The sequence below is a fragment of the Planomonospora sp. ID91781 genome (assembly GCF_015711595.1).
Lineage (GTDB): Bacteria > Actinomycetota > Actinomycetes > Streptosporangiales > Streptosporangiaceae > Planomonospora > Planomonospora parontospora.
The window spans coordinates 325,334-348,000 of sequence record NZ_JABTEY010000001.1 but is presented as its reverse complement, the minus strand read 5'-3'; the positions used below and the strand labels follow the sequence as shown (position 1 = coordinate 348,000).

Genomic DNA, 22,667 nt, shown 5'->3' with positions numbered 1-22,667 from the left:
TTCCTGCCTTTGGAGTGCGTGGACGGTCGGCTGCCAAGAGTAGCGTCAGGTGACCGTTCGAGCACGCCGAGTGACAATACGTGCTTACCGGGCGGGCAGGATGGTTCCGGACACCTCCCCGAGGGTGATCAGACCCCCCTCGGGGCCCGGCGCGGTGGCGGTGATGGAGACCGTGTCACCGTCCTCCAGGAAGGCCCGGACCGACCCGTCGGAGAGCTTGACCGGCTCGGTCCCGTTCCAGGTGAGCTCGATCAGCGACCCCCGCTGACCCGCCTCGGGACCGGAGACCGTACCGCTGGCGAACAGGTCGCCGACCCGCAGGGACGCGCCGTTGACGGCCATGTGGGCGAGCATCTGGTCGGGCGTCCAGTACATCCCCCGGTACGGCGGGCGGGAGACGACCTCCCCGTTCAGCCGCACCTCCAGGGTCAGGTCGAGACCCCACTCCTCGGCGCGCCGCAGGTAGTCCAGCGGCTCGGGATCCTGCTCGCGGCCCGGCACGCGGGCGCCGGCCAGGGCCTCCAGCGGCGTGATCCACGGGGAGATCGAGGTGGCGAAGGATTTACCGAGAAAGGGCCCGAGCGGGACGTACTCCCACGCCTGGATGTCCCGGGCGCTCCAGTCGTTGACGAGCGTCACCCCGAAGACGTGGTCGGCGAACCGGCCCGGCCGCTCGCCCAGCGCGGTCGGCGCGCCGACGACGAAGCCGAGCTCCGCCTCGATGTCCAGCTTCGCGGAGGGGCCGAAGACCCCGGCGCCGCGCTGCCCGGACGGCCGGACGACCGGGGTGCCGGAGGCGACGACGGTCCCGGCCCGGCCGTGGTAGCCGACCGGCAGGTGCCGCCAGTTGGGCTTCAGCGGCTCCTCGTCGGGCCGGAACATCCGGCCGAGGTTGGAGGCGTGCTCCAGCGAGCAGTAGAAGTCGACGTAGTCGGCCACCTCGATGGGCAGGTGCAGCTCCACCCGGTCGAGCGGGACCAGGTGGAGCCCGGCGGCGACCGGGTCGGTGGCCAGCTTGCTGCGGATCAGCGCCCGGGTGTCGCGCCAGGCCGCCGCGCCCCTGGCCAGGAAGGCGTTGAGCGAGCCGGTGGCGAACACCTCGTCGTGCAGCGCCTCGGCCAGGTCGAGCACGTGGTCGCCGTACCGGACGCCGACGCGGGGTGTCTCGCCGGGCCGGTCGGTCCGGGAGAAGACCCCGTAGGGCAGGTGGTCGAGGCCCCAGGGGGTTGCGGCCGTCACGCGTTCTCCTTCGCGGGTCGGGTCCCGGTCCCGGTCCCGGGTTCGATCAGGTCGAGGGCCAGCAGGTCCTCGATCGGGGTGGCCGTGTTGCACGAGCCGTACGACACCAGCAGCTCCCGGGCCCGCCGGGCGGCGTCGTCGGGCACGGCCCGCGCCTGCCGGACCAGCTCGCCCACGTCGGTCAGCTTCAGCACCGGCACCGGGTCACGCCCCTCGACCGCCGCGCAGACCGCCAGGACCAGGTTGACGAAGCCGTGCCGGTCGGTGCCGAGCGCCGGGTCGAAGTGCCGGACCGCGTGGTGCAGCCCGGCGGTGGCCTTGAAGGGGGTGCCGCTGCGGACGCAGTGGGCGATGAAGGAGCCCAGGTCGTGGGCGCTGGGGAAGTCCTCGGGCTCCCGGCCGCCGCACCGGACCTTCAGCCCGACCCCGTCGGGCAGGTGGACGGGCAGCTGGGCGGGGGTGACCTCGACGAACCGGCGGACCGCCGGGCCCGCCGTCTCCAGCGGGAGCCGCCCGTCCGGCAGCTCGACCCGCCCGGCGGACGTCTCGAAGCGGGAGCCCGGCACCTCGACCAGCTCGACCTCCAGGCCGTCGAGCCGCGGCGGCTCCTCGGTGTCGAGGATCAGCCCGAGCCGGAGCGGCAGGGGCGTCTCCTCCAGGTGGACGCGGAGCACCGGCAGGCGGCTGGCCGGGCAGAGGAAGCGGTGGGTGAGCACCGGGCTGCGCCGCTCCAGGTCGGCCCGGTGCCGCGAGAGCGCCTCGTCCATCGGCAGCGCGGTGGGCGGGAACAGCCCGGCGTCGTCGACGAGGTCGTGGAAGAGGTTCACCGCGACCACGTCCAGGCGTAGGCGGGGTCCTCGACCGAGAGCCCGGCGGGGCCCAGGTCGAGCGGGCGGAAGGTGTCGACCATCACGGCCAGCTCGTTGGTGCGGGTGTGGCCCTGCCGCACCGCCTCCAGCACGGCCTCGACGGCGCCCGGCTGCGGGCCGTGGGTGAACCCGGCGGGGTGCAGCGAGACCGAGCCGACGTCGATGCCGGAGCCCTTGCGCGCGGTGTAGTCGCCGCCCGCGTAGAACATCAGCTCGTCGGAGTCGACGTTGTGGTGGTTGTACGGGATCGGCACGGCGTCCGGGTGGAAGTCCAGCGGGCGCGGGCAGAAGGAGCAGATCACGAAGTTCGGGCCCTCGAAGGTCTGGTGGACCGGCGGCGGGGCGTGGATGCCCTTCACGATCGGCTCGAAGTCGTTGATGTTGAACGCGTAGGGGTACAGGCAGCCGTCCCAGCCGACCACGTCGAAGGGGTGGTTGCGGTAGACCAGCCGGGTCAGCCCGCCGCGCGTGCGGACCAGCACCGGGACGTCCTCGCCCTCGGCGGTCAGCGGCTCGGCCGGGGTGCGCAGGTCGCGCTCGCAGTAGGGGGCGTGCTCCAGGAACTGGCCGTACTTCGACAGGTAGCGCTTGGGCGGGCGGATGTGCCCGGACGCCTCGATCACGAAGGCCGTCACCCGGCCCTGCGGCACCCAGCGGTGGATCGTGCCGGTCGGGACCACCACGTAGTCGCCCTCGCCGGCCTCGATGGCCCCGTAGGTCGACTCGAAGGTGACCCGGCCGCTCGCGACGTAGACGCACTCGTCGCCCATGGAGTTGCGGTAGAGGCCGCTGGGCGCCTCGGTCGCGGCGTACGACATGCGGACGTCGGCGTTTCCCGCGATCAGCCCGCGGCCGGTGACGAGGTCGCCTCCGGCGGGCAGGTCCTGGGTGCGGAAGTGGCGGGGGGAGAGCGGCAGGTTGGGCGTCAGGACCGCGGCCTCGTCGGGCTCCACCGCCTCCGCCTTGACGATCGCCGTGGGCAGGTGGCGGTGGTAGAGGAGCGAGGAGTCACTGGAGAACCCCTCCTCGCCCATCAGCTCCTCGGCGTACAGCCCGCCGTCGGGCCGCCGGAACTGGACGTGGCGTTTGCGGGGTACCTCCCCCACGACGCGGTAGTACGGCATGCGCTTCTCCCAGATTTGTCCGTTTATCGGACGTAAGCGTCCTCTATACGAACAACCATCCGCCACCGTGCCGGGTGCTGTCAAACGTCGCGCCGGGTGCTCCGCCGGATTCCGTCCGTGACGGGCTCAGATCGGCGCGCCGCCCGCCGATGGGGCCGTGACGGACACCGAGGACGGGAGGAGGCGGCATGCTGGGGCTGCTCGCCGCGGGGTTCGCGACCTCGGCCGCGGGGTCCGCCGTGATCGCCGCCGCCCACCGGTGGGGACGGAGGCGGGACCCGCTCGCCGACGCGAACGCCTTCATCGCGGCGTGCATCACGGTGATGGCCGCCCTGGGCCTGGTCAACCTCCTGGTGGCGCGCCCGGACGTCGTCTGGCCGGTCGCGACCGCGTCCCACCTGGTGCTGGGCATCGTGGTGGCGAGCGTCTTCTGCCTGACCAGGATCGTGGCGGACCGGTCCTGGCGGGTCTCCCGGCGGGTCATGCTGCTGCTGGCCGTCCAGCCCGCGGCGGAACTGGTCCTGGCCGTGACCAATCCCCGGCACCACCTCCTCTACACCGGCCTCCGGCCGGGCGCCTGGGACGTGCTCGTCCCCGCCCCCGGCCCGGCCTTCCTGGTCAGCGCGGTCTACCTCTACGCCCTGCTCACGGCCGGCGTGGTGCGGGTGGTCCGGGCGCGGCGGCGGGCGCCGCGCGGCCGGCGGGAACTGTACGACTGGACGCTGGCCGGTTTCGTCCCGCCCGGCCTGGCCGGCGCGAGCGCGGCCCTGCCCGTCCCCGTGCCGGACCTGACCGCGCTCGGCCTCGGCGTCACGGCGCTCATCACCTACAGGATGCTGGTCCGCTCCCTGTCGCAGCACATCCAGGTGGCGCACGGGCAGGTCTTCGACTCGATGACCGACGCGGTCGCCGTGCTCGACCGGGACGGCCGGATCCTCGACCTCAACGCGGCCGCCCGCGACCTGCTGGCGCGGACCGTACCCGGGCTGCCCGAGCGGCTGGAGGGGAGGGTGATCACCGAGATCCGGGGGTTCGACCTCGCCCTGACCGAGGGTACCGACACCGAGCAGACCCTGACGGACACGCGGGGCCGGCGCATCGACCTGCACGTGCGGGCCAGCGTGCTGCGCGACCGCCGCGGCGACGCGGTCGGCTGGGCGCTGGTCGGCCGGGACGTGACCGAGCTCAACCGGCGGCGGCGCGAGGCGGAGGAGTCCGCCGCCCGGCTCCGCGAGCAGCTGCGCGTGAACGAGGCGCTCCGCGCGGACCTCGCCGAGCAGGCCGTACGGGACGCGCTGACCGGGCTGCACAACCGCCGCCATCTGGTGGACACGCTGGAGCGGGAGGCGCGGCGGGCCGCCGGGGAGGGCGCGCCGCTCAGCCTGGCCATCATCGACGTCGACCACTTCAAGCGGATCAACGACACCTACGGGCACGGCGGCGGGGACGCGGTGCTCGTCCGCCTCGCCGGGCTGCTCGCCGACTCCGTACGGCAGGGCGACGTGGTCGCCCGCTACGGGGGCGAGGAGTTCGTCCTGCTGCTGCCGGGCGTGACCGAGGAGTCCGCCTGGCGGCTGGTCGAGCGGCTCCGCGAGCGGGTGGGCCGTACCGCGATCGAGGTGGAGGGCCGGGCGCTCACGGTCACCTTCAGCGCCGGCGTCGCCGGGCTGGCGGCGGGAGGGAGCACGGAGGACCTGCTCAGGGCCGCCGACGAGGCACTGTACGAGGCCAAGCGCCGGGGCCGCGACCGGGTCGAGCGGTCGCTCCCCGCTCCCGCGGGAGGCCCGGTGGAGATCCCGGTCATCCGATGAGGAGGTCCGCCAGGCGGCCGAGGGCCACCGCGGCGGCCACGGCGGCGAAGCCCAAGGTCCACCACGGCGTGCGCGCCCGCTCCGGCGTCATGCCTCCTTTCTACTCGATCACTGCTCGCCGGGGCCGCTCCGATCGCCCGGTGGGATCCGGGCCTTCGCCCTTGGCGCGCCGTATGCGGGTGGTCATCGGCGGTCAGCGTTGCGGCGGGCCGACCTCCCACAGGGCTGAGATCGGGAACGCCTTCCTCCGGTCGCCGAAAGAAAGCGGTTCGCTTCCGGTGTAGAGAATGAAACCGGCTTTGAATCGGTTGCCGAGGCGGTCCTCCAGGTGACGGAGTCCTCGGAAATCGTCGCGGCGTATCGTTTCCCCGGCCTTGACCTCGATTCCGATGACTTCTCCGGAAGCGTGCTCCAGCACGATGTCGACTTCGACTTTGTCGCGATCACGGTAGTGGAAGAGCTGCACGGGCTCGTCGCACCAGGTGAGCTGGCGGGCGATCTCTCCGATGACGAAGTTCTCCAGCAGCTGCCCTACGGGTGCGGTGGGATCCAACGCCCGTTCCGGGGAGAGGCCGGCCAGTCTGCTGGCCAGTCCGGAGTCGACCATGATCAATTTTGGCGTGGATATGGCTCTCGTCGTCAAGTTGGACGACCATGCGGGGATCCGCTTCGTCACGAACACGAGTTCCAGGAGGTCCAGGTACCTCGACAGGGTTACCCGGGGCATCCCGACGTCGTTGGCGATGGCCTGCACCACGCCCAGGGTGCCCATGCGCGCAGCGACCACGCTCAGTAATCTGCGCATCTCGGCCGGTCGTTCGATGTCGGAGATCTGTCGGACGTCGCGGGTCACCAGATCGGTTATGTAGGACTCGAAGAACCGTGCGCGTCTACGGCCCGCATCGCGGCGCACGGCTTCCGGATACCCGCCGCGTAGAGCTCGTGTCACATAGTCCTTCTTCAGCAGCCGACTGGGCGTGACGACCAGATCGGCGCCTTGTCGGAACGCCTCGTCGACGAAACCGTCCGGCGTGGAGTCGATTTCTCCCTGTGACAGCGGCCACAACTCGATCGTTTCCGTGCGTCCGGGGAGCGCGTCCGGAAGGTCGCGGAGATCGAGGAGGCGCGCCGAGCCGGTCAGTATGTAGTGCCCTGGCCGCGGGTCCCGATCCACCTCCCGTTTGATCGGAAGAAGCAATTCGGGGGCGTGCTGTATTTCATCGATGAGGAGTAGTCCATCATGGCGCACGATCCCCATGGGATCTTCCCGCGCCGCCGCCAGTATGGCGGGATCGTCCAAGTAGAGCTCCCTGGAACCGGGAAAGCGTTCGGTGACCAGCCTGGCGAGGGTGCTCTTCCCCACCTGGCGAGCACCGTTCACAACGATCACGCGCGTATCCTCCATGGCCTCCATCACCATGGAATCCGCATGCCTCCTGAAGACCTTCGCGTCGCTCATGCTGACGAAGGTAACGCAGATGAGATGAGGTACGTGGTCGTTCTGCCGGATGGCTGGTGGTCGGTTCGCCGATGGGTTGATGGTCGTTCTGCCGCATGGTGGGTGGTCGGTTCGCCGCTGACTCGGTTGGCAATCCGCCGCGGATGCATGTGCGATCTGCCGGGGTATGCGTGGGCGGTCCGCCGGAGGGCGCACGGTCGTTCCGCCGTCAGCCCGCGGCCGGAGGAGGTGCCTCCGGCCGCGGGCGGCGAGGGGCGGAAAACCGTTTGTGCGCGGGCGAGGCCGGTGCCTAGCCTGGCCCGCATGTCGCTTTCGTGTCATGGGCCGATCTTCTCCGTCCGCATCCGCCGCAGCCCGGCTCCGGGCCGGTAGGGGGAGGGGACCCGCTTCCTCCTGCGCGTGCCCTGGGGCCTCCGAGACCTGTTCATCTCGGACCCGAAAGGGCAACACTGTGGCGCAGTCCTTCGCTCACGGAAACCACTCGCACACCCAGCGCGCCGTCCGCAGCGGCGGCGGCCGTACCGGTGGCCGGACGGCCCGCGACCGGGACCGGCGTGTCCTGTCGCAGAACCTCCTGGTCGACCCCGACGCGGTCGCCCGCGTGGCCGAGGCCGCCGGCCCGCACGACCTGGTCCTCGAACCGGGCGCGGGCGAGGGCGTGCTGACCCGGGCGCTCGCCGAGACCTGCGGTCAGGTCGTCGGCTACGAGATCGACCCGCTGCTCGCCGGGAAACTGGCCGCCCGCACCTCGGGCGACGAGCGCATCCGCGTCGTCCGGGGCGACTTCCTGGCCGCCCGCGCGCCGCGCGAGCCGTTCGCGGTCGCCGGGAACATCCCCTACGGGATCACCTCGAAGATCGTCGACTGGTGCCTGCGGGCGCCCGCGCTCACCTCGGCCACCCTGGTGACCCAGCTGGAGTACGCGCGCAAGCGCACCGGCGGCTTCGGCCGCTGGAGCATGCTGACCGTGCGGACGTGGCCCTGGTACCGCTGGGAACTGCTGGACGGCATCGGCCGCGAGGCGTTCCGGCCCGTCCCGGCGGTCGACTCCGCGATCCTGCGGATCGAGCGCCGTACGGCCCCGCCCGGACAATCCATGCCCGACCTGCCCGGCTACCGGGACTTCGTCGAGTACGGCTTCACCGGCCTGGGCGGCTCCCTGCACGCGACCCTGCGGCTCCGCCACCCGGCGGACCGGGTCGACGCGGCCTTCGCCGCCGCGGGCGTCGACCCGGACGCGGTCGTCGCCCACGTCCACCCCGACCGGTGGCGGATCCTCTACGGGCACCTGCACCGGTGACCGTACGGCCGGGGCCGTGCCGTACGGTCACCGGCCGTGCCCACGGTCACCGGCCGCCGTCCCGGTGCACGAAGCCGGGGCGGCAGAGATCCTTTTCCGGGAAGCGCACCGTCGGACCGTTCCACGGCGGTGCGCTTCCCGGAAAAGGATCATCGATGCCGTCCGTTCGACCGGGGTCAGCCGAGGGCGCGGGCGAGGTCGGTGGCGGCGGCGGCGACGCGGGGGCCGACGGTGTCCGGGTCGAGCGGGGTGAAGGCGATCACGCCCACGGACGCCTCCAGCCAGGGGAGGCCGGGGACGGGGGCGGCGATGCCGCGGGCGCCCTCCTGGAGCTGGCCCTTGGTGGCGACGTAGCCGCCGCGGCCGGCGCGGAGGGCGAGGACGGCCCGGCCCGCCGCGCCCCGGTCGAGCGGGTGGCGGGAACCCTCGCGGTAGGCGACGTGCATGTCGGTCCAGGACGGCTCGACCACCGCGACCGCCAGGCCCTCGTCGCCCTCGGCCACGGTGAGGTGGGCGGTGGCGCCCACCTCCTCGGCGAGTCTGCGCAGGGTGGGCAGGGCGCCCTCGCGCAGCAGCGGCTGCACGGCGCGCGCTAGGACCAGCACGCCGAACCCCAGGTGGACGCGGCCGTCGCCGTCACGGCGGACGAAACCCTCGCGCTGCAGGGTCGTCAGCAGGCGGTAGACCGCGGGGCGGCTCAGCTCCAGCTCGGCCGCGATCTCGGTCGGGGTCCGCCCCCGGAGCTCGCCGGAGAGCAGGCGGAGCAGGCGCAGGCCGCGCTCCAGGGTCTGCGAGGATTCGGCCGCCATGTCCTCGATTATCGGGGTGGCCGGGCGGGTGCCTCGACGGAGGGGCGGTCCGCAGGCACCCCGTACCGCGCAGGACCGGACCGCGGCCCCGGCGGTGCGGATGGACGTCTGACGGACGATGGTGGGGCGCGGTGGTGCGGGCGGCGACCGGTTGTCACGGGGTGACAACCGGCACCCGGGAATGTGCGGGCGCTTGGCAAGAACCGCGCACGCGGCCTGCCGTAGCTTGCTAGATCCCTGCACTCCGGCGAGGGGACCTTCGAGCATGAGCGAGCCGCTGATCGCCCGGGTCGCGCGGTGGGCGGGAGAGATCCCGGACGCCCCGGCGTACACCTTCCTCGACTACTCCGGCGGCCGCGACGGGACCCGGCACACGCTCTCCTGGTCCCAGGTGGATCTGCGGGCCAGGGCGCTGGCCGTACGGCTGCGCGAGATCGCCCGGCCCGGGGAGCGGGCGGCGATCCTGGCGCCGCAGGGACTGGAGTACGTCGTCGCGATGCTCGGCGCGATGTACGCCCGGGTGGTCGCGGTGCCGCTGTTCACCCCCGACCTGCCCGGCCACGCCGACCGGCTGGTCCGCGCCTACGCCGACGCCGACCCGGTCTGCGTGCTCACCGCGACGCCCGCGCTGGAGGCCGTCCGCGTCTTCCTGGACGAGGGCGGGGAGGGCGGCGAGGGCACCGTGCCCCGGCCCAAGCAGGTCGTCGCCGTGGACACCGTCTCCGGCCTGCTCGCCGACGAGTGGGAGCCCGAGCCGATCGGCCCCGGCGACCTGGCCTACCTGCAGTACACCTCCGGCTCCACCCGGGCCCCCGCCGGGGTGGAGATCAGCCACGGCAACGTCACCGCCAACGCCGAGCAGCTCTGGACCGCCTTCCGCGCGGTGCCGCGGGTGTCCACGGCGGCGCTCTGGCTGCCGCTCTTCCACGACATGGGACTGATCGCGACCATCGCCGCGCCGATCGTCGGCGGCAACCGGGCGGTCTTCATGGACCCGGTCGCGTTCGTCATGCATCCGGTCCGGTGGCTGCGGATGCTCGCAGACTACGAGGACGTGTTCACCGGCGGCCCGAACTTCGCCTACGAGTACACCGCGAGCCGCGTCACCGAGGAGGAGAAGGCGACGCTCGACCTGTCGGGGGTGGCGGTCATGCTCAACGGCGCCGAGCCGCTGCGGGCCGGCACGATCGGCCACTTCTCCGAGGCGTTCGCCGGGTGCGGGCTCCGCCCCGAGGCGCACACCCCCGCCTACGGGCTGGCGGAGGCGACGGTGTTCGTCACCGCGATGGCCCGCGACCTGCCGCCGCGGACGACGGTGTTCGACCGGGACGCGCTGGCCGCAGGCCGGGCCGTGCCGGTCGCGGAACAGGCCGCCGCACCCGCCGCATCCGCCGCATCCGCCGCGGAGCCGTACGGCGGGCGGACCGGGGCGTCGGCCGTGCCGTACGGCGGGCGGGACGAGGTGTCCGGCGGCGGGACGGCGGGGGAGCGGGGCAGAGCCGTCGAGCTGGTCTCCTGCGGGGTGCCGACGGGGCAGCGCGTCGTGATCGCCGCACCCGACGGTACGGCCCTGCCCGACGGCGAGGTCGGCGAGATCCGGGTCCAGGGGCCGAACGTGGCACGGGCCTACTGGCGGGACGCCGAGCACAGCGCCGAGGTCTTCGGGAGCGTGCTCCGGGGCGAGGAGGGGACCTGGCTGCGCACCGGCGACCTGGGTGTGATCCACGGGGGCGAGCTGTACGTCACCGGGCGGATCAAGGACCTGATCATCGTCGACGGGCGCAACCACTATCCACAGGATGTGGAGGCCACCGTGCAGGAGGCCGATCCCGCCGTCCGCAGGGACCGCGTGGCGGCGTTCGCCGTACCGGGGGAGGAGACGGAGCGGCTGGTCGTGGTGGCCGAGCGGTCGCGCAGGGCCGAGGGGAGGGACCCGGCCGAGGTGGAGGCGAACGTCAGGGCCGCCGTCGCGCGGGGCCACGACCTGCGGCTGGACGGGTTCGTGCTGGTGGAGGCGGGCGCCGTACCGCGCACGTCGAGCGGGAAGATCGCCCGCCGCGCGTGCGCCCGGGCCTACCTGGACGGTGTCTTCGCGGGCGCCCCGCCCGCTTCCGGTCCGGGGTCAGGTTCCGGTCCCGGTTCAGGTTCCGGTCCGAGTTCAGGTTCCGGTCCGAGTTCAGGTTCCGGCCCGGGTTCCGGGAGCGGAACCGGCCCGGGCTCCGCGTTCGGAACCGGGGGCGGCTCCGGGGACGCCGGTTCCTGATGTTCGAGTCGCTGGGGCGGTTCGTCCACCGCCGGCGTTGGGCGATCCTCGCGTCGGGGGCGGTCTTCGCGGTCCTGGCGGGGCTGTTCGGGCTGGGGCTGTTCGGCCGGATGACGGACGGCGGGTTCGAGGACCCGGGCGCCGAGTCGACCTCGGCCGCGCGCTGGAGCCAGGAGTGGTTCGGCGGCAGCTCGCCCGATGTGGTCGTGCTCTACACGAACCCGGAGATCGAGGCCCGCGACGAGCGCTTCCGCAAGGACGTGGAGAAGGCGCTGGAGGCGCTGCCCGCCGAGCACGTCGCCGAGGTCTCCACCTACTGGAAGACCGAGGCGGAGGAGCTCGTCTCCGCCGACGGCCACTCCACCTACGCGTTGATCGCCCTGAAGGGGGAGGAGCAGGACGGGCAGCGCAGGTACGAGGCGATCGAGGAGCGGCTCCGGCAGGCCCCCGCCGGGTACGACGTCCGGATCGGCGGCCGGGTCCCGCTGCTGGCGGACCTCAACGCGCAGACCGCCGCCGACCTGCGGCAGGCCGAGGCGATCTCGATGCCCGTCCTGCTCGTCCTGCTCGTCGTCGTCTTCGGCAGCCTGGTCGCCGCCGGGCTCCCGCTCGTCGTCGGCGTGCTCTCGGTGATCGGCGCGCTCGCGCTGCTCCGGCTGCTCACCGAGGTCACCGACGTCTCGGTCTTCTCGCTGAACGTCGTCACGATGCTGGGCCTCGGCCTGGCGATCGACTACTCGCTCTTCGTGCTCAGCGCCTTCCGCGAGGAGATCCGCCGGGGATCGCCCGTGCAGGCGGCCGTCGTGCGGACCATCGCGACGGCCGGGCGGACCGTCGCCTTCTCCGGGCTGACCGTGGCGACCGCGCTCTGCGGGCTGCTGCTGTTCCCGCAGATGTTCCTGCGCTCGATCGGGCTGGGCGCGGCGGCGGTGGTGCTGGTCGCGATGGCGGCGGCGCTGGTCGTGCTGCCCGCGCTGCTGGCCGTGCTCGGGCCGAGGGTCGACGCGCTGAACGTGATGCCCGACTTCGGCCGGCGGCGCCGGGGCAGCTGGCACCGGATCGCGTCCAGCGTGATGCGGCGGCCCGTCGCCTACCTCGTCGGGGTCGGTGCGGTGCTGCTCGCGCTGGCCGCGCCGTTCCTGCACGTGCGGTTCGGCGGGGTGGACCACCGGGTGCTGCCCGAGCACTTCGAGAGCCGCCAGGTCGCCGAGCGGATCGACCGGGACTTCGCCAGGAACGCGATGGCGCCCATCGAGGCCGTCGTGCTCGTCGAACGCGACCTGGTCGGCCCGATGACCGCCGCCGCGCCCGGGGCGCTGCCCTCGGAGGTGGGCGGGCGGCTCGGTCCGGTCGGCGTGGAGAACTCCGGGCCCGTCCCGGTCACCGAGGTCGGCCCGCTGGACGTGAAGGTCTTCGCGGACCGGCTGAAGGAGCTCGACCACGTCACCGGGGTCGACGTCACCGGGGTCTCGCAGGCCGGCGGCGCGGTACGGCTCGCGGTCCGCCACGACGGGGACCCGGCGTCGGACGAGGCCCGCGCGCTGGTCGAGCGGATCCGGGCGCTGCCCCCCGAACCGAACTTCCAGGACGTGGTCGTCGGCGGGCCCACGGCCGCCCAGCTCGACCTGGAGGACAGCCTGACGGCCACGCTGCCGTGGACCGCGCTCGTCGTCTGCCTGATGACCGGTCTGCTGCTGTTCGCCGCGTTCGGGTCGGTCCTGCTGCCGCTCAAGGCGATCCTGATGAACGTCCTGTCCCTGGGCGCGTCCTTCGGGGTGATCGTCTGGGCCTTCCAGGACGGGAACCTGGCGGGAGTCCTCGGCTTCACCCCGACCGGGAGCGTCGAGGCGACGATCACCGTGCTGATCCTGGCGGTGGTGTTCGGGCTGTCGATGGACTACGAGCTGTTCCTGCTCAGCCGGGTGCGGGCGGAGTGGCTGCGGACCGGGGACAACACCGCGGCCGTGGCGATCGGCCTGGAGCGGACGGGAGGGCTGATCAGCAGCGCCGCGCTGTTGCTGCTGGTGGTCATCGCGGCCTTCTCCACCGCCGGGATCACGATCGTGAAGATGCTGGGCGTCGGCATGTTCGTGGCCATCGTGGTGGACGCGACGCTGGTGCGGGGACTGCTGGTGCCCGCGACGATGCGGCTGATGGGGGAGGCCAACTGGTGGCTCCCGGCCCCCCTGCGGGACCTCCACCGGAGGATCGGCCTCCGGGAGCACCACGACGGTCCGTACGGTCCCCCGCCCGCCCACGTGACGGTGGAACGCACCGGCGGCCCGGCCGCCGCCCCGGCTGGGGAGCTCCACGGGGCACGCGGCGTCCACGGGGTGCGGGACGCCCCCCGGGCCCTCCCCGCCCGGCCCGCGGAGGCCTCCCCGCGGTGGATCCCGCAGATCACCCCGCCGCAGGCTCTTCGGACCGGACGGACCCCGGAGGCCCTCCCGTCCGACGTCTCGCAGGTCGCCCGGGCCCCGGAGGTCCGGGAGGTTCCGGAGGTCACGCGGGCTTCGGAGGCGCGGGAGGTCCCGGCTCCCCCGGCCGAGGTCTCGGTCTCCCCGCCGCAGGTCCCGAAGGTCACGCGGGCTTCGGAGGTCCAGGAGGTCTCGGTTCCCCCGCCCGAGGCTCCGCGGACCACCGCACCCGCGTTCACCCGGGAGCTCCGTGCGCCCGCGCCGCAGTCCCGCCGGCACGGGTCGAATCCCTATCCGCTGCCTCCCCTCCCGGTCAACGGGGCGGCGAAGCCACCGGCCCCGGCGCGTACGGAGCAGGCCGTACCGGTGGATCCGGCGCAGAAGCGCAGAAGGGTGGTCAAACCCAACCTGGACGGCCCCGGCTGGCACTGGGCGGAGGAGGGTACGGCCCCCTCGTCGCCGCAACCCCTGCTGACCGTGGAGGGCGCCATGGGCCGTCCCCCGCGCACCCCCCTGCACTCACCGGTCCCGGACGACCGCCGCCCGGACCTGTCCCCGTTCCTTTCCCCGCCTTCGGTTCCGTCCCCGCCTTCGGCTCCCTCCTCCTCCCCGCCTCCAAGTCCGCCTCCACCCTCCCCTCCGCCCGTCCCGGCGGCTCCCGGGTCGGGGCCGGGTCCCGTCCTTCCCGCGCGGAGCCTTCCGGCGATCAGCCCTCACCTCATCGACCGGCTGGAGCCACCGGCGCGGCGGCAGGACAGCAGGCCGATCGTGCCCATCACCGCGCGTCCGGAGCCGGCCGAGGAGGTGGAGGCCACCGAGCCCCTGCCCGGATTGCCCGTCCTTGAGCGGCCTGCACCTGAGCGGCCTGCACCCGGGCTGCCCGTACCTGAGCGGCCTGCACCCGGACTGCCTGTGCCAGGAGCGTCTGCATCCCGGGAGGGCCGGAACGGAGCGCCTGCGCCCGGGCACGCCGCGCCCCGGGAGAGCCGGAACGGAGGGCCGGAGAGGGGCGGCGGCTGGGTGCCCGTCGGGCGGAGGGCGACGAGGGTGGTGCGGCCCACGTCGGACGGGTCGGGCTGGACCTGGGTGGAGGTGAACGAATGAGCGACCTCGCCGCGCGCCCCGTCGAGTCCGGCGGGTCCCGGGAGTCCGGCGGGCCCCGGGAGTCCGGCGGGCCCCGGGAGTCCGGCGGGCCCCGGGAACCCGGTGGGTCCAGGGAGCCCGATGACTGCCATGAATCGGATGGCTCCGGTGAGCCCAGTGGATCCGATGAGTCCGGTGAGCCCGGTGGATCCGCCGCCCCGGGCGGGACCGGCCGGCGCGGGCCGCTGCTCCTGGTCGTCGGTCTGGCCGGGTTCGTGACGACCCTGGACAACACGGTCGTCACGGTGGCCCTGCCCACCCTCCAGGCCGAGCTGGGCGCGTCCCTCGCGTTGCTGGAGTGGGTCGTCACCGGGTACGTCCTCACCTTCTCCGGTCTGATGCTGGCCGGTGGGCGCCTGGCCGACGTCTACGGGCGCCGCCGGATCCTCGTCACCGGGCTCGCGGTCTTCACCGCCGCCTCCCTCGCCGCCGGGCTGGCCGGCTCGGCCGGCGCGCTCGTCGCGGCCCGGCTCGTGCAGGGCTGCGGGGCCGCGCTGATCCTGCCCGCGATGCTGGCCGTGGTCGCGGTCGCGGGCGGCGGCCGGGAGCGCTCGGCCGGCGTCGCCGTCTGGATGGCCTCGGGGGCGGCGGCGCTCGCCCTCGGCCCGGTCGTGGGCGGTTACCTCGCCCAGCACGCCCACTGGAGCTGGATCTTCCTGCTCAACGTGCCCCTCGGCGTGCTGTGCGTGGCCCTCGCGATGGCCGCCGTACCCGAGTCGCGCGACGGGACCGCCGCCCGCGTCGACGTGCCCGGGGTCGCGGCCTCGATCGCCGTGCTGTCGGCGGGCACGTTCGGCCTGACCTTCGCCGCCGAACTGGGCTGGACCTCGCCGGTGATCCTGGCCGCGCTCGCGGTCAGCGTGGTCTCGGCCGCGGCCTTCGCCGTCGTGGAGCGCCTGGGCCGGGACCCCATGGTGGACCTGGCGCTGTTCCGGGCGCGGGCGTTCACCGGAGGGGTGATCGCCCAGGTGCTCTGGGGGCTGGGCGTCAACGGGGTGTTCTTCTTCACGGCGCTCTTCCTCCAGGGGGTCCTCGGCTTCAGCCCCACCGCCTCGGGACTCGCCTTCGTGCCGCTGGCGCTGCTCGTCGCCGTGGTCACGCCGCTGGTCCCGCTCGCCGAGCGCCGACTCGGCGCGGCCCGCACGGTCGCGCTGGGGCTCGTGCTGGTGGCGGGCGGCATGGTCGCGGTGGCCTTCCTGCGGGCGGGCGACGGCTGGGCCGAACTGCTGCCCGCCGTGTGCGTGATCGGGATCGGCTCGGCGCTGACCATGCCGCTGGGCTCGGCCGTGCTGGGCGCCGTGCCCGAGGGGCGCGCAGGCGTCGCGGGAGGGGTGTTCAGTGTCGCGCGGGAGATGTCGGGATTGTTCGGCATCGCGGTCGTCGGCGTGATCGTGAACGGCGCCGCGAGCTTCACCGCCGGTTACTCGACCGGCCTGCTCACCGCCGCCGGGCTCGTCGCCGCCGGAGCCGCCGTCAGCCTGGTGACGCTCCGGTGAGCGCCAGCACGGTCCCGGCGGCGCGTGGCGCGGCCCCCGCGAGCCCGGTGACGCTCCGGTGAGGATCGCGGTCCTGGCCTTCGGGTCGCGGGGGGACACCCAGCCGTGCGTGGCGCTGGGGGCCGGGCTCGCCGCGCGCGGGCACCGGGTGACCGTGGTCGCGGCGGGCCGGTATGGCGGGCTGGTCGAGGAGGCGGGGCTCGTGCTGAGCCCGCTCGGCGTGGATCCGCAGGGCATCGTGGAGTCCGAGGAGGGGCAGGCGTGGCTGCGGAGCGGCCCGGCCGGGTTCGTCCGGGGGTTCCGCCGGGTGGTGGAGCCGCTCGCCGAGCGGCTCGTCGCCGAGGTGGACGTGGCCTGCTCCGGCGCGGACCTGGTGCTGGCCCCGGCGCTGGGCGGGATCGGGCACCACCTGTCCGAGCGGTACGGCATGCCGTACGCGCTGCTGCACTTCCAGCCCGGCGAGCCGACCCGGGCCTTCCCCAACCCGCTGGTCCCGCTGCGCACGCTGGGCCCCTGGGGCAACCGGGGCAGCTACGCGCTGGTCGAGGGGCTGAGCGGGCTGCTGCTCTGCCGGATGACCGACCGGCTGCGGGCGCGGGTGCTCGGGCTCGGCCCCCTGCGGGGCGGGGTGTTCCGGCGGGCGCGGGCGGACCGGGTGCCGGTGCTGTGCGGGGTGAGCCCCGCGGTCGTCGCCCGCCCGGCGGACTGGCCGGAGCACGTCCACCTGACCGGCTACTGGTTCGCCGGACGGCGGTGGACGCCGCCGCCCGAGCTGGTGGCCTTCCTGGAGGCGGGACCACCGCCCGTCTACGCGGGCTTCGGCAGCATGGCCCCCGCCGACCCGGCCGCGACGGCGCGGGCGGTGGTGGCGGGACTGCGGGCGGCCGGGATGCGCGGCATCCTCCAGGGCCTGCCGTACGGCGGGGCGGACGACATGCTGGTGATCGGCGAGGCGGACCACGCGTGGCTGTTCCCCCGGACGGCGGCCGTGGTGCACCACGGGGGCGCGGGGACGACGGCGGCCGGGCTCCGCGCCGGGGTGCCGTCGGTGGTGTGCCCGTTCTTCTCCGACCAGCCGTTCTGGGGCGCCCGGGTGGCCCTGCTGGGCGCGGGCCCCGCGCCGCTGCCGGTGCGCCGGCTCACCGCCGCCGCTCTGGCCGGACGGGTGGCGGCGGCCGTGCGGGATCCGGGGATCCGGTCGGCGGCGGTCCGGCTGGGGGAGCGGCTGCGCGCCGAGGACGGGGTCGCGCGGGCCTGCGAGGCCCTGGGCGCCTGAACACCGTCCACCTGGGACCCGCCCCCGCGCACGCGGCCGGTTCCTCAACGCCGTCCACCTCCGCCTCCGCACACGCGGCCGGGTCCTCAGGGATCGTGGACGAGCAGGTCACCGGGCCGGCAGTCGAGCTCGCGGCAGATCGCGCCGAAGGCGGAGAAACGGATGGCCCGGTCCGGCGTCCCGGCGGGTGTCACAGTTTCCTGACAGAGCCTGTCCGAGCAGCAATGATCTCGGTAAGGTGCGAAACGACCGTTAAGACGGGCGATCCCGGGGAGTTTCACGACATGCGACTCACTCTGCGGCGGGCCGTCGCCGCCGGTTCGATGCTCGCGCTGATCGGCGCCGTGGCTCCCGCGGCGGCCGCCTACGCCCAGGACGATCCCCGCAGCTGCCGGGACCTGCTCGGCGCGGACGCCCCGGCGTACGTCCAGTGCCACTGGCTCGCCACGCCCGAGGAGGCGCTCGGCGTCGCCCTGTTCTGGGGGGCGGACGACAACGCCAAGCTCAAGGAGGCGACGCCGTACCCGGGGCGGTTCATCGACTGCTCGGCGCCCGGCAGTTCCTGCCCGGCCCCACCGGACGGCGGCGCCGAGGGCGACGAGAACTCCCCGTTCCCCGGCGACGCGGAGGAGGGCGGCACGCCCGAGTGCGAGACCGGCGGACAGGAGTGCGCCGTCGGCGGTTACGAAGCCGGCGGGGACGGTACGGCGGCCGGCCCCGAGACGGGCACCGGAGCCCCGAGGACCGCGACCGGGCAGAGCGCCCAGACCGCTCGGACGGGGCAGAGCGCGCAGGAGGGGCAGGCCGTGACGCCGCCGACCGCGGCGGAGATCGCGGCGGCCGCGCAGACCCCCGGCGGCCAGGCCGTCGCCGCGGCGCGGGCCACGGGCCTGCGGGTCTGGCTGGACACCGAGCTGGCCGACGACTGGAAGGCGGGTCCCGCGGCCTTCGCCGCCGCGGTGAAGCGGGTCGGCGCCCTGGCCGCCCGCCCCGAGGTGGCCGGGATCAGGTTCTCCACCCAGCTCGGCTACGACACGACGTTCACCGCCCACGAGGAGGTCACGGCCTTCGTCGCCGCCGCCTCCGCCGCGCTGCGCCGGGCGGCCCCCGGCAAGCAACTCGGTGTGCACACGGTCGTGCCGGAGTTCGCCTGCGGCGCCGTCGAGGCGTGCAAGACGGAGACGGCGAAGAGGTACCCGCTGCTGGCCCCGGAGCGGATCGAGTCCTACCTGGGCACCGGGGGCGTCGACCAGCTCACTCTGGACGGCGGGCTGCTGCGCGGCGGCTACACGGCCTGGGGGATCGACGCGAAGACGGCCCGGCGCAACCAGTCGATCCAGCTCCGTGCCCGCGCCTGGGACGTGCTCGCCCGGGTCGCCGCCGAGGAGACCGGCCTCGTCGGTGACGTGAGCGCGCAGGAGGTCGCCGACCGGGTCGCCACCCCGCTCCGCGACGGCGCCGCCCAGCAGGTCAACGTCTGGACCCGGCTCCAGGACGCCCGGGGCGGGGTCGAGCGCCTGACCGCCTGGGACGCGTTGAAGAGGCTCGCCCCGCTCCAGCGCCGGATGGCCGCGGTCTACGACCCGGCCACGCCCGAGACGGACCCGGCCGCCGACCTCAAGAAGATCGCCGAGGTCTTCGGCCAGGTGTACCTGACCACCGCCTGAGGATCAGCCGGACACCGGGCACCCGGCTGATCCGGCGAGGCGCGGTGCCGTACCGCGTCCCGCCGTCCGTGCCGGCTGTCGATACCGGTCGCCTATGCCGGTCGCCGATGCCGGTCGTCCACGCGTGTCGCGCCGTGCGCCGCCCACGAGCGCCGTGCCGCGCGGACGCCGGATGGTCCTTGTGGCCCGTTGCGCGCGGGCCGAAGATGATCCGGGGACCGCGCGTGCCGGCTGGGGCGCGTACGGAGTCGTCCGAGAAGCCGATCCCGCCCGAGGAGTGCGATCCATGCCCGATTTCGTCGGAGCCGTCGACCAGGGGACGACGAGCACCCGCTTCATGATCTTCGACCACGGCGGCAACGAGGTCGCCCGGCACCAGCTGGAGCACGAGCAGATCCTGCCGCGGGCCGGCTGGGTGGAGCACAACCCCACCGAGATCTGGGAGCGCACCAGGGCGGTGATCGAGACCGCGATGAACCGGGCGGACCTCACCGCCTCCGACCTGGCCGCGCTGGGCATCACCAACCAGCGGGAGACCACCCTGGTGTGGAACCGCAGGACCGGCAGGCCGTACTACAACGCCATCGTCTGGCAGGACACCCGGACCGACCGGATCGCCGCCGCGCTGGACCGCGACGGCCGGGGCGACGTCATCCGGCGCCGCGCCGGGCTGCCCCCGGCGACCTACTTCTCCGGCGGCAAGATCCAGTGGATCCTGGAGAACGTCGACGGCGTGCGCGCGGCGGCGGAGGCCGGCGACGCGCTCTTCGGCAACACCGACACCTGGCTGCTGTGGAACCTCACCGGCGGCCCTGACGGCGGCGTGCACGTCACCGACCCGACCAACGCCAGCCGCACCATGCTCATGGACCTGGAGACCCTGGACTGGGACGACGAGCTGCTCTCGTTCTTCGGCGTCCCCCGCGCGATGCTCCCGGAGATCAAGCCGTCGTCCCACCCGGGCCTGTACGGCGTGACCCGGGCGGCCGGGCCGCTCGGCGGAGAGGTCCCCCTCTCCGGCGACCTCGGCGACCAGCAGGCCGCGACCGTCGGGCAGGTCTGCTTCGCCCCCGGTGAGGCCAAGAACACCTACGGCACCGGCAACTTCCTGCTGCTCAACACCGGCCAGGAGCTCGTCCGCTCCGAGCACGGCCTGCTCACCACCGTCTGCTACCGGTTCGGCGACGACAAGCCGGTCTACGCGTTGGAGGGCTCGATCGCGGTCACCGGATCGGCGGTGCAGTGGCTCCGCGACCAGCTCGGCATCATCTCGGGCGCGGCGCAGAGCGAGGCGCTCGCCCGGCAGGTGGACGACAACGGCGGCGTCTACTTCGTGCCCGCCTTCTCCGGTCTGTTCGCGCCGTACTGGCGCTCCGACGCCCGCGGCGCCATCGTCGGCCTGTCCCGCTACAACACCAACGCGCACCTGGCCCGGGCCACGCTGGAGTCGATCTGCTACCAGACCCGCGACGTGGTCGAGGCGATGCAGCAGGACTCCGGCGTCGTGCTCGACGTGCTCCGGGTGGACGGCGGGGTCACCGCCAACGACCTGTGCATGCAGCTGCAGGCCGACATCCTCGGCGTGCCGGTCTCCAAGCCCGTCGTCTCCGAGACCACGGCGCTCGGCGCCGCCTACGCCGCCGGGCTGGCCGTCGGCTTCTGGTCGTCGACCGAGGAGCTGAGGAGCAACTGGCAGGAGGACCGCCGCTGGGAACCGGGCTGGTCCGACGGGCAGCGCTCCCGCGGCTACGCAGGCTGGCGCAAGGCCGTCACCCGGACCCTGGACTGGGTCGACGTCGATTGAGCCCTGCGGCCCCCGCCCCGCGGGTGCGCGCCGGTCAGGCGAGTCCTGCGGCCCCCGCCCCCGCCCCCGCCCCCGTCCCCGGGTGCGGGCCGGTCAGGCGAGGCCCGCGTCGTGGGCGAGGAGCGCGATCTGGGTGCGGTTGTCCAGGCCGAGCTTGGTCAGGATGCTGGAGACGTGGGCTTTCACGGTCGTGACGCCCATGGCCAGATCGGCGGCGATGTCGGCGTTCGTCCTGCCCCGGGCGATCGCCAGGGCCACCTCGTGTTCGCGCGGGGTCAGGGCGGCCAGCGCGGCGCGGGCGCGCTCGTAGGCGCCGGCCTGGGCGACCGTGCGCTCCATCAACCGCCGGGTGATGCGCGGGGACAGTATCGGGTCTCCGGCGGCGACCCGGACGACCGCCTCCACGATCTGCGGCGGCGGGGTGTCCTTGAGCAGGAACCCGGCGGCGCCCGCACGGAGCGCGTGCAGGACGTTCTCGTCGGTGTCGAACGTGGTCAGCACGATCACCTCGGGCGGCCGGGTGCGGGCACGCAGCCGGCGGGTGGCGGTGATGCCGTCCACGCGGGGCATGCGCAGGTCCATCAGGACGACGTCGGGGGCGTGGGCGTCGGTGGCCGTGACGGCCTCCTGGCCGTCGGCCGCCTCGGCGACGACGGTGATGCCGGCGGTGCCGTCGAGCATCATGGACAGTCCGGCGCGGACCAGGGCGTCGTCGTCGACCAGCAGCACGCGGATCACGCGGGCCATGGTAACCGGGCCTGCAGCCGGAACTCCGCGGCGGTGCCTTGGTGGTCCAGTTGCCCGCCCGCCAGCCGTACCCGCTCGGTGAGCCCGACCAGGCCGAGCCCGCTGCCGGGTGCGAGGGGGACGGCCTCCGCCGGGGGCGGCGGGTTGCGGATTTCGATCAGCAGGGGTGTGCCCGGAGCACCGCGCAGCAGCACGTCGACCGGCTGGCCGGGGGCGTGCTTGCGGGCGTTGGTGAGCCCCTCCTGCACGACCCGGTAGGCGGTCCGGGACGCGGCCGGCGGCAGGGCGGCGGTGTCGGCGACCTCCTCGCGCAGCCGTACCGACTGGCCCGCCCGCCGCGCGTCGGCGATCAGGTCCGGCAGGTCGGCCAGGCCCGGCAGGGGTCCGGCCCCGTCCGGGTCGTCGTCCTGCTCCCGGAGCAGGGTGATCACCTGGCGCAGTTCCTCCAGCGCCTGGTGGACCCCGGTGCGGACCACCCCGGCGGCCGTGGCGAGCCGGTCGGGGGAGGAGTCCGGCCGGTACTCCAGGGCTCCGGCGTGGGTGGCCACCAGGGACAGGCGGTGGGCCAGCACGTCGTGCATCTCCCTGGCGAGCCGGCGGCGCTCGGCCATGCGGGCCTCGGCGATCCGCCTGCCCTGTTCGGCCTCGGCGCGGTCGGCGCGCTCACGCAGGGAGGTGAGCAGGGCACGGCGGGAGCGGGCCAGCGCGCCCCAGCCGAGCAGCGCGCCGTAGGCGGCGCAGATCAGCAGCCACCACCATGACAGGGAGATGCCGGAGTTGGGCCGCCACAGCCCCTGGACCAGATGGGCCGCCATGCCCACGGCGGTCACCGCGGCCGCGACGGGCAGACGCCGGCGCTGGGCCACCTGCAGCGCCCCCGCCGTCGCCGCCGGCGTGGCCACCGGGGAGAACGCGGCGAGGAGGGTGGCGGCCAGCGCCCCGTGGACCGGCCACCACAGCTGGGCGAGCGCGGCGGCCAGGCTCATCACCGCGATCGCCACGTCCAGCCCCCAGGTGGGCCGGCCGGCCTGGCCCCACAGCGCCACGGTGGTCAGCACGCCCATCCCGAGGACCATGCCGGCCACCGCGAACGGGTGCGGAGATCGGGTCTCGCTCATCGGCTCAGGCTAAACGGCGGTACGGCGGACCCGTCACCTACCGAAGTAGGACCCGTACCCCACCGGGGGAGGGCACGGCGCGACCACGCGCCCGATGCGGCGGAGCGGGCCGCCGGGCGAGGCTG

Annotated in this window: 16 protein-coding genes; 8 read left to right on the top strand and 8 right to left on the bottom strand. The window is 74.2% G+C overall.

What is annotated here, in order from left to right; all coding sequences use genetic code 11:
- Positions 1 to 84 precede the first annotated feature (84 nt).
- Genes fahA through HS048_RS01580 form a run of 3 tightly spaced genes read right to left on the bottom strand, consistent with a single transcriptional unit; the run spans position 85 to position 3,232 of the window.
- A complete protein-coding gene (gene fahA, locus HS048_RS01590; RefSeq protein ID WP_196465938.1) occupies positions 85 to 1,239 on the bottom strand; it encodes a fumarylacetoacetase in 1,155 nt (384 codons plus the stop codon).
- Positions 1,236 to 2,066, bottom strand: coding sequence for a hypothetical protein (locus HS048_RS01585; RefSeq protein WP_196465937.1), 831 nt, complete (start codon positions 2,064 to 2,066; stop codon positions 1,236 to 1,238). Before HS048_RS01585 ends, fahA begins: the two co-directional genes overlap by 4 nt.
- Positions 2,063 to 3,232, bottom strand: a complete 1,170-nt coding sequence (locus HS048_RS01580) for a homogentisate 1,2-dioxygenase (RefSeq protein WP_068902135.1) — start codon at positions 3,230 to 3,232, stop codon at positions 2,063 to 2,065. Before HS048_RS01580 ends, HS048_RS01585 begins: the two co-directional genes overlap by 4 nt.
- A gap of 188 nt (positions 3,233 to 3,420) precedes the next feature.
- Between HS048_RS01580 and HS048_RS01575 the strand changes: the two genes are divergently transcribed.
- Entirely contained in the window at positions 3,421 to 5,043 is a 1,623-nt protein-coding gene (locus HS048_RS01575) for a diguanylate cyclase (RefSeq protein WP_196465936.1), read from the top strand.
- Between the two features lie 193 nt (positions 5,044 to 5,236).
- Here HS048_RS01575 and HS048_RS01570 read toward each other — a convergent pair whose 3' ends face one another.
- Positions 5,237 to 6,502: an ATP-binding protein gene (locus tag HS048_RS01570; protein WP_196465935.1), complete on the bottom strand. Its 1,266-nt coding sequence runs from the start codon at positions 6,500 to 6,502 to the stop codon at positions 5,237 to 5,239.
- Between the two features lie 559 nt (positions 6,503 to 7,061).
- On the opposite strand from HS048_RS01570, the gene erm reads away from it, so the two are divergent.
- A complete protein-coding gene (erm, locus tag HS048_RS01565; protein ID WP_230880941.1) occupies positions 7,062 to 7,802 on the top strand; it encodes an ErmE/ErmH/ErmO/ErmR family 23S rRNA (adenine(2058)-N(6))-methyltransferase in 741 nt (246 codons plus the stop codon).
- A gap of 176 nt (positions 7,803 to 7,978) precedes the next feature.
- Here erm and HS048_RS01560 read toward each other — a convergent pair whose 3' ends face one another.
- A complete protein-coding gene (locus HS048_RS01560; RefSeq protein WP_196465933.1) occupies positions 7,979 to 8,611 on the bottom strand; it encodes an IclR family transcriptional regulator in 633 nt (210 codons plus the stop codon).
- A 265-nt stretch (positions 8,612 to 8,876) separates the two neighbouring features.
- Between HS048_RS01560 and HS048_RS01555 the strand changes: the two genes are divergently transcribed.
- From HS048_RS01555 to HS048_RS01540, 4 genes are read left to right on the top strand one after another with little or no spacing between them, the layout of a single operon-like run.
- Positions 8,877 to 10,874 carry a fatty acyl-AMP ligase gene (locus HS048_RS01555; protein WP_196465932.1) on the top strand — a complete coding sequence of 666 codons (1,998 nt, stop codon included), beginning with the start codon at positions 8,877 to 8,879 and terminating at the stop codon, positions 10,872 to 10,874.
- Positions 10,874 to 14,395, top strand: a complete 3,522-nt coding sequence (locus HS048_RS38425) for an MMPL family transporter (RefSeq protein WP_304609648.1) — start codon at positions 10,874 to 10,876, stop codon at positions 14,393 to 14,395. Before HS048_RS01555 ends, HS048_RS38425 begins: the two co-directional genes overlap by 1 nt.
- Positions 14,392 to 15,930: an MFS transporter gene (locus HS048_RS01545; protein WP_230880686.1), complete on the top strand. Its 1,539-nt coding sequence runs from the start codon at positions 14,392 to 14,394 to the stop codon at positions 15,928 to 15,930. Before HS048_RS38425 ends, HS048_RS01545 begins: the two co-directional genes overlap by 4 nt.
- A 58-nt stretch (positions 15,931 to 15,988) precedes the next feature.
- Positions 15,989 to 17,206 (top strand): glycosyltransferase, encoded by a 1,218-nt coding sequence (locus HS048_RS01540; protein ID WP_196465931.1) that lies wholly within the window; start codon positions 15,989 to 15,991, stop codon positions 17,204 to 17,206.
- Between the two features lie 86 nt (positions 17,207 to 17,292).
- On the opposite strand, the gene HS048_RS01535 is transcribed toward HS048_RS01540, so the two are convergent.
- Positions 17,293 to 17,400, bottom strand: a complete 108-nt coding sequence (locus tag HS048_RS01535; protein WP_196465930.1) for a helix-turn-helix transcriptional regulator — start codon at positions 17,398 to 17,400, stop codon at positions 17,293 to 17,295.
- 90 nt (positions 17,401 to 17,490) lie between these two features.
- Between HS048_RS01535 and HS048_RS01530 the strand changes: the two genes are divergently transcribed.
- Together HS048_RS01530 and glpK are read left to right on the top strand one after the other, a co-directional pair.
- Positions 17,491 to 18,873 (top strand): hypothetical protein, encoded by a 1,383-nt coding sequence (locus HS048_RS01530; protein ID WP_196465929.1) that lies wholly within the window; start codon positions 17,491 to 17,493, stop codon positions 18,871 to 18,873.
- A 286-nt stretch (positions 18,874 to 19,159) separates the two neighbouring features.
- Entirely contained in the window at positions 19,160 to 20,677 is a 1,518-nt protein-coding gene (glpK, locus tag HS048_RS01525; protein ID WP_196465928.1) for a glycerol kinase GlpK, read from the top strand.
- 93 nt (positions 20,678 to 20,770) lie between these two features.
- Here glpK and HS048_RS01520 read toward each other — a convergent pair whose 3' ends face one another.
- Together HS048_RS01520 and HS048_RS01515 are read right to left on the bottom strand one after the other, a co-directional pair.
- Positions 20,771 to 21,424, bottom strand: coding sequence for a response regulator transcription factor (locus tag HS048_RS01520; RefSeq protein WP_068902151.1), 654 nt, complete (start codon positions 21,422 to 21,424; stop codon positions 20,771 to 20,773).
- Positions 21,412 to 22,542 carry a sensor histidine kinase gene (locus HS048_RS01515; RefSeq protein WP_196465927.1) on the bottom strand — a complete coding sequence of 377 codons (1,131 nt, stop codon included), beginning with the start codon at positions 22,540 to 22,542 and terminating at the stop codon, positions 21,412 to 21,414. Before HS048_RS01515 ends, HS048_RS01520 begins: the two co-directional genes overlap by 13 nt.
- Positions 22,543 to 22,667 lie beyond the last annotated feature (125 nt).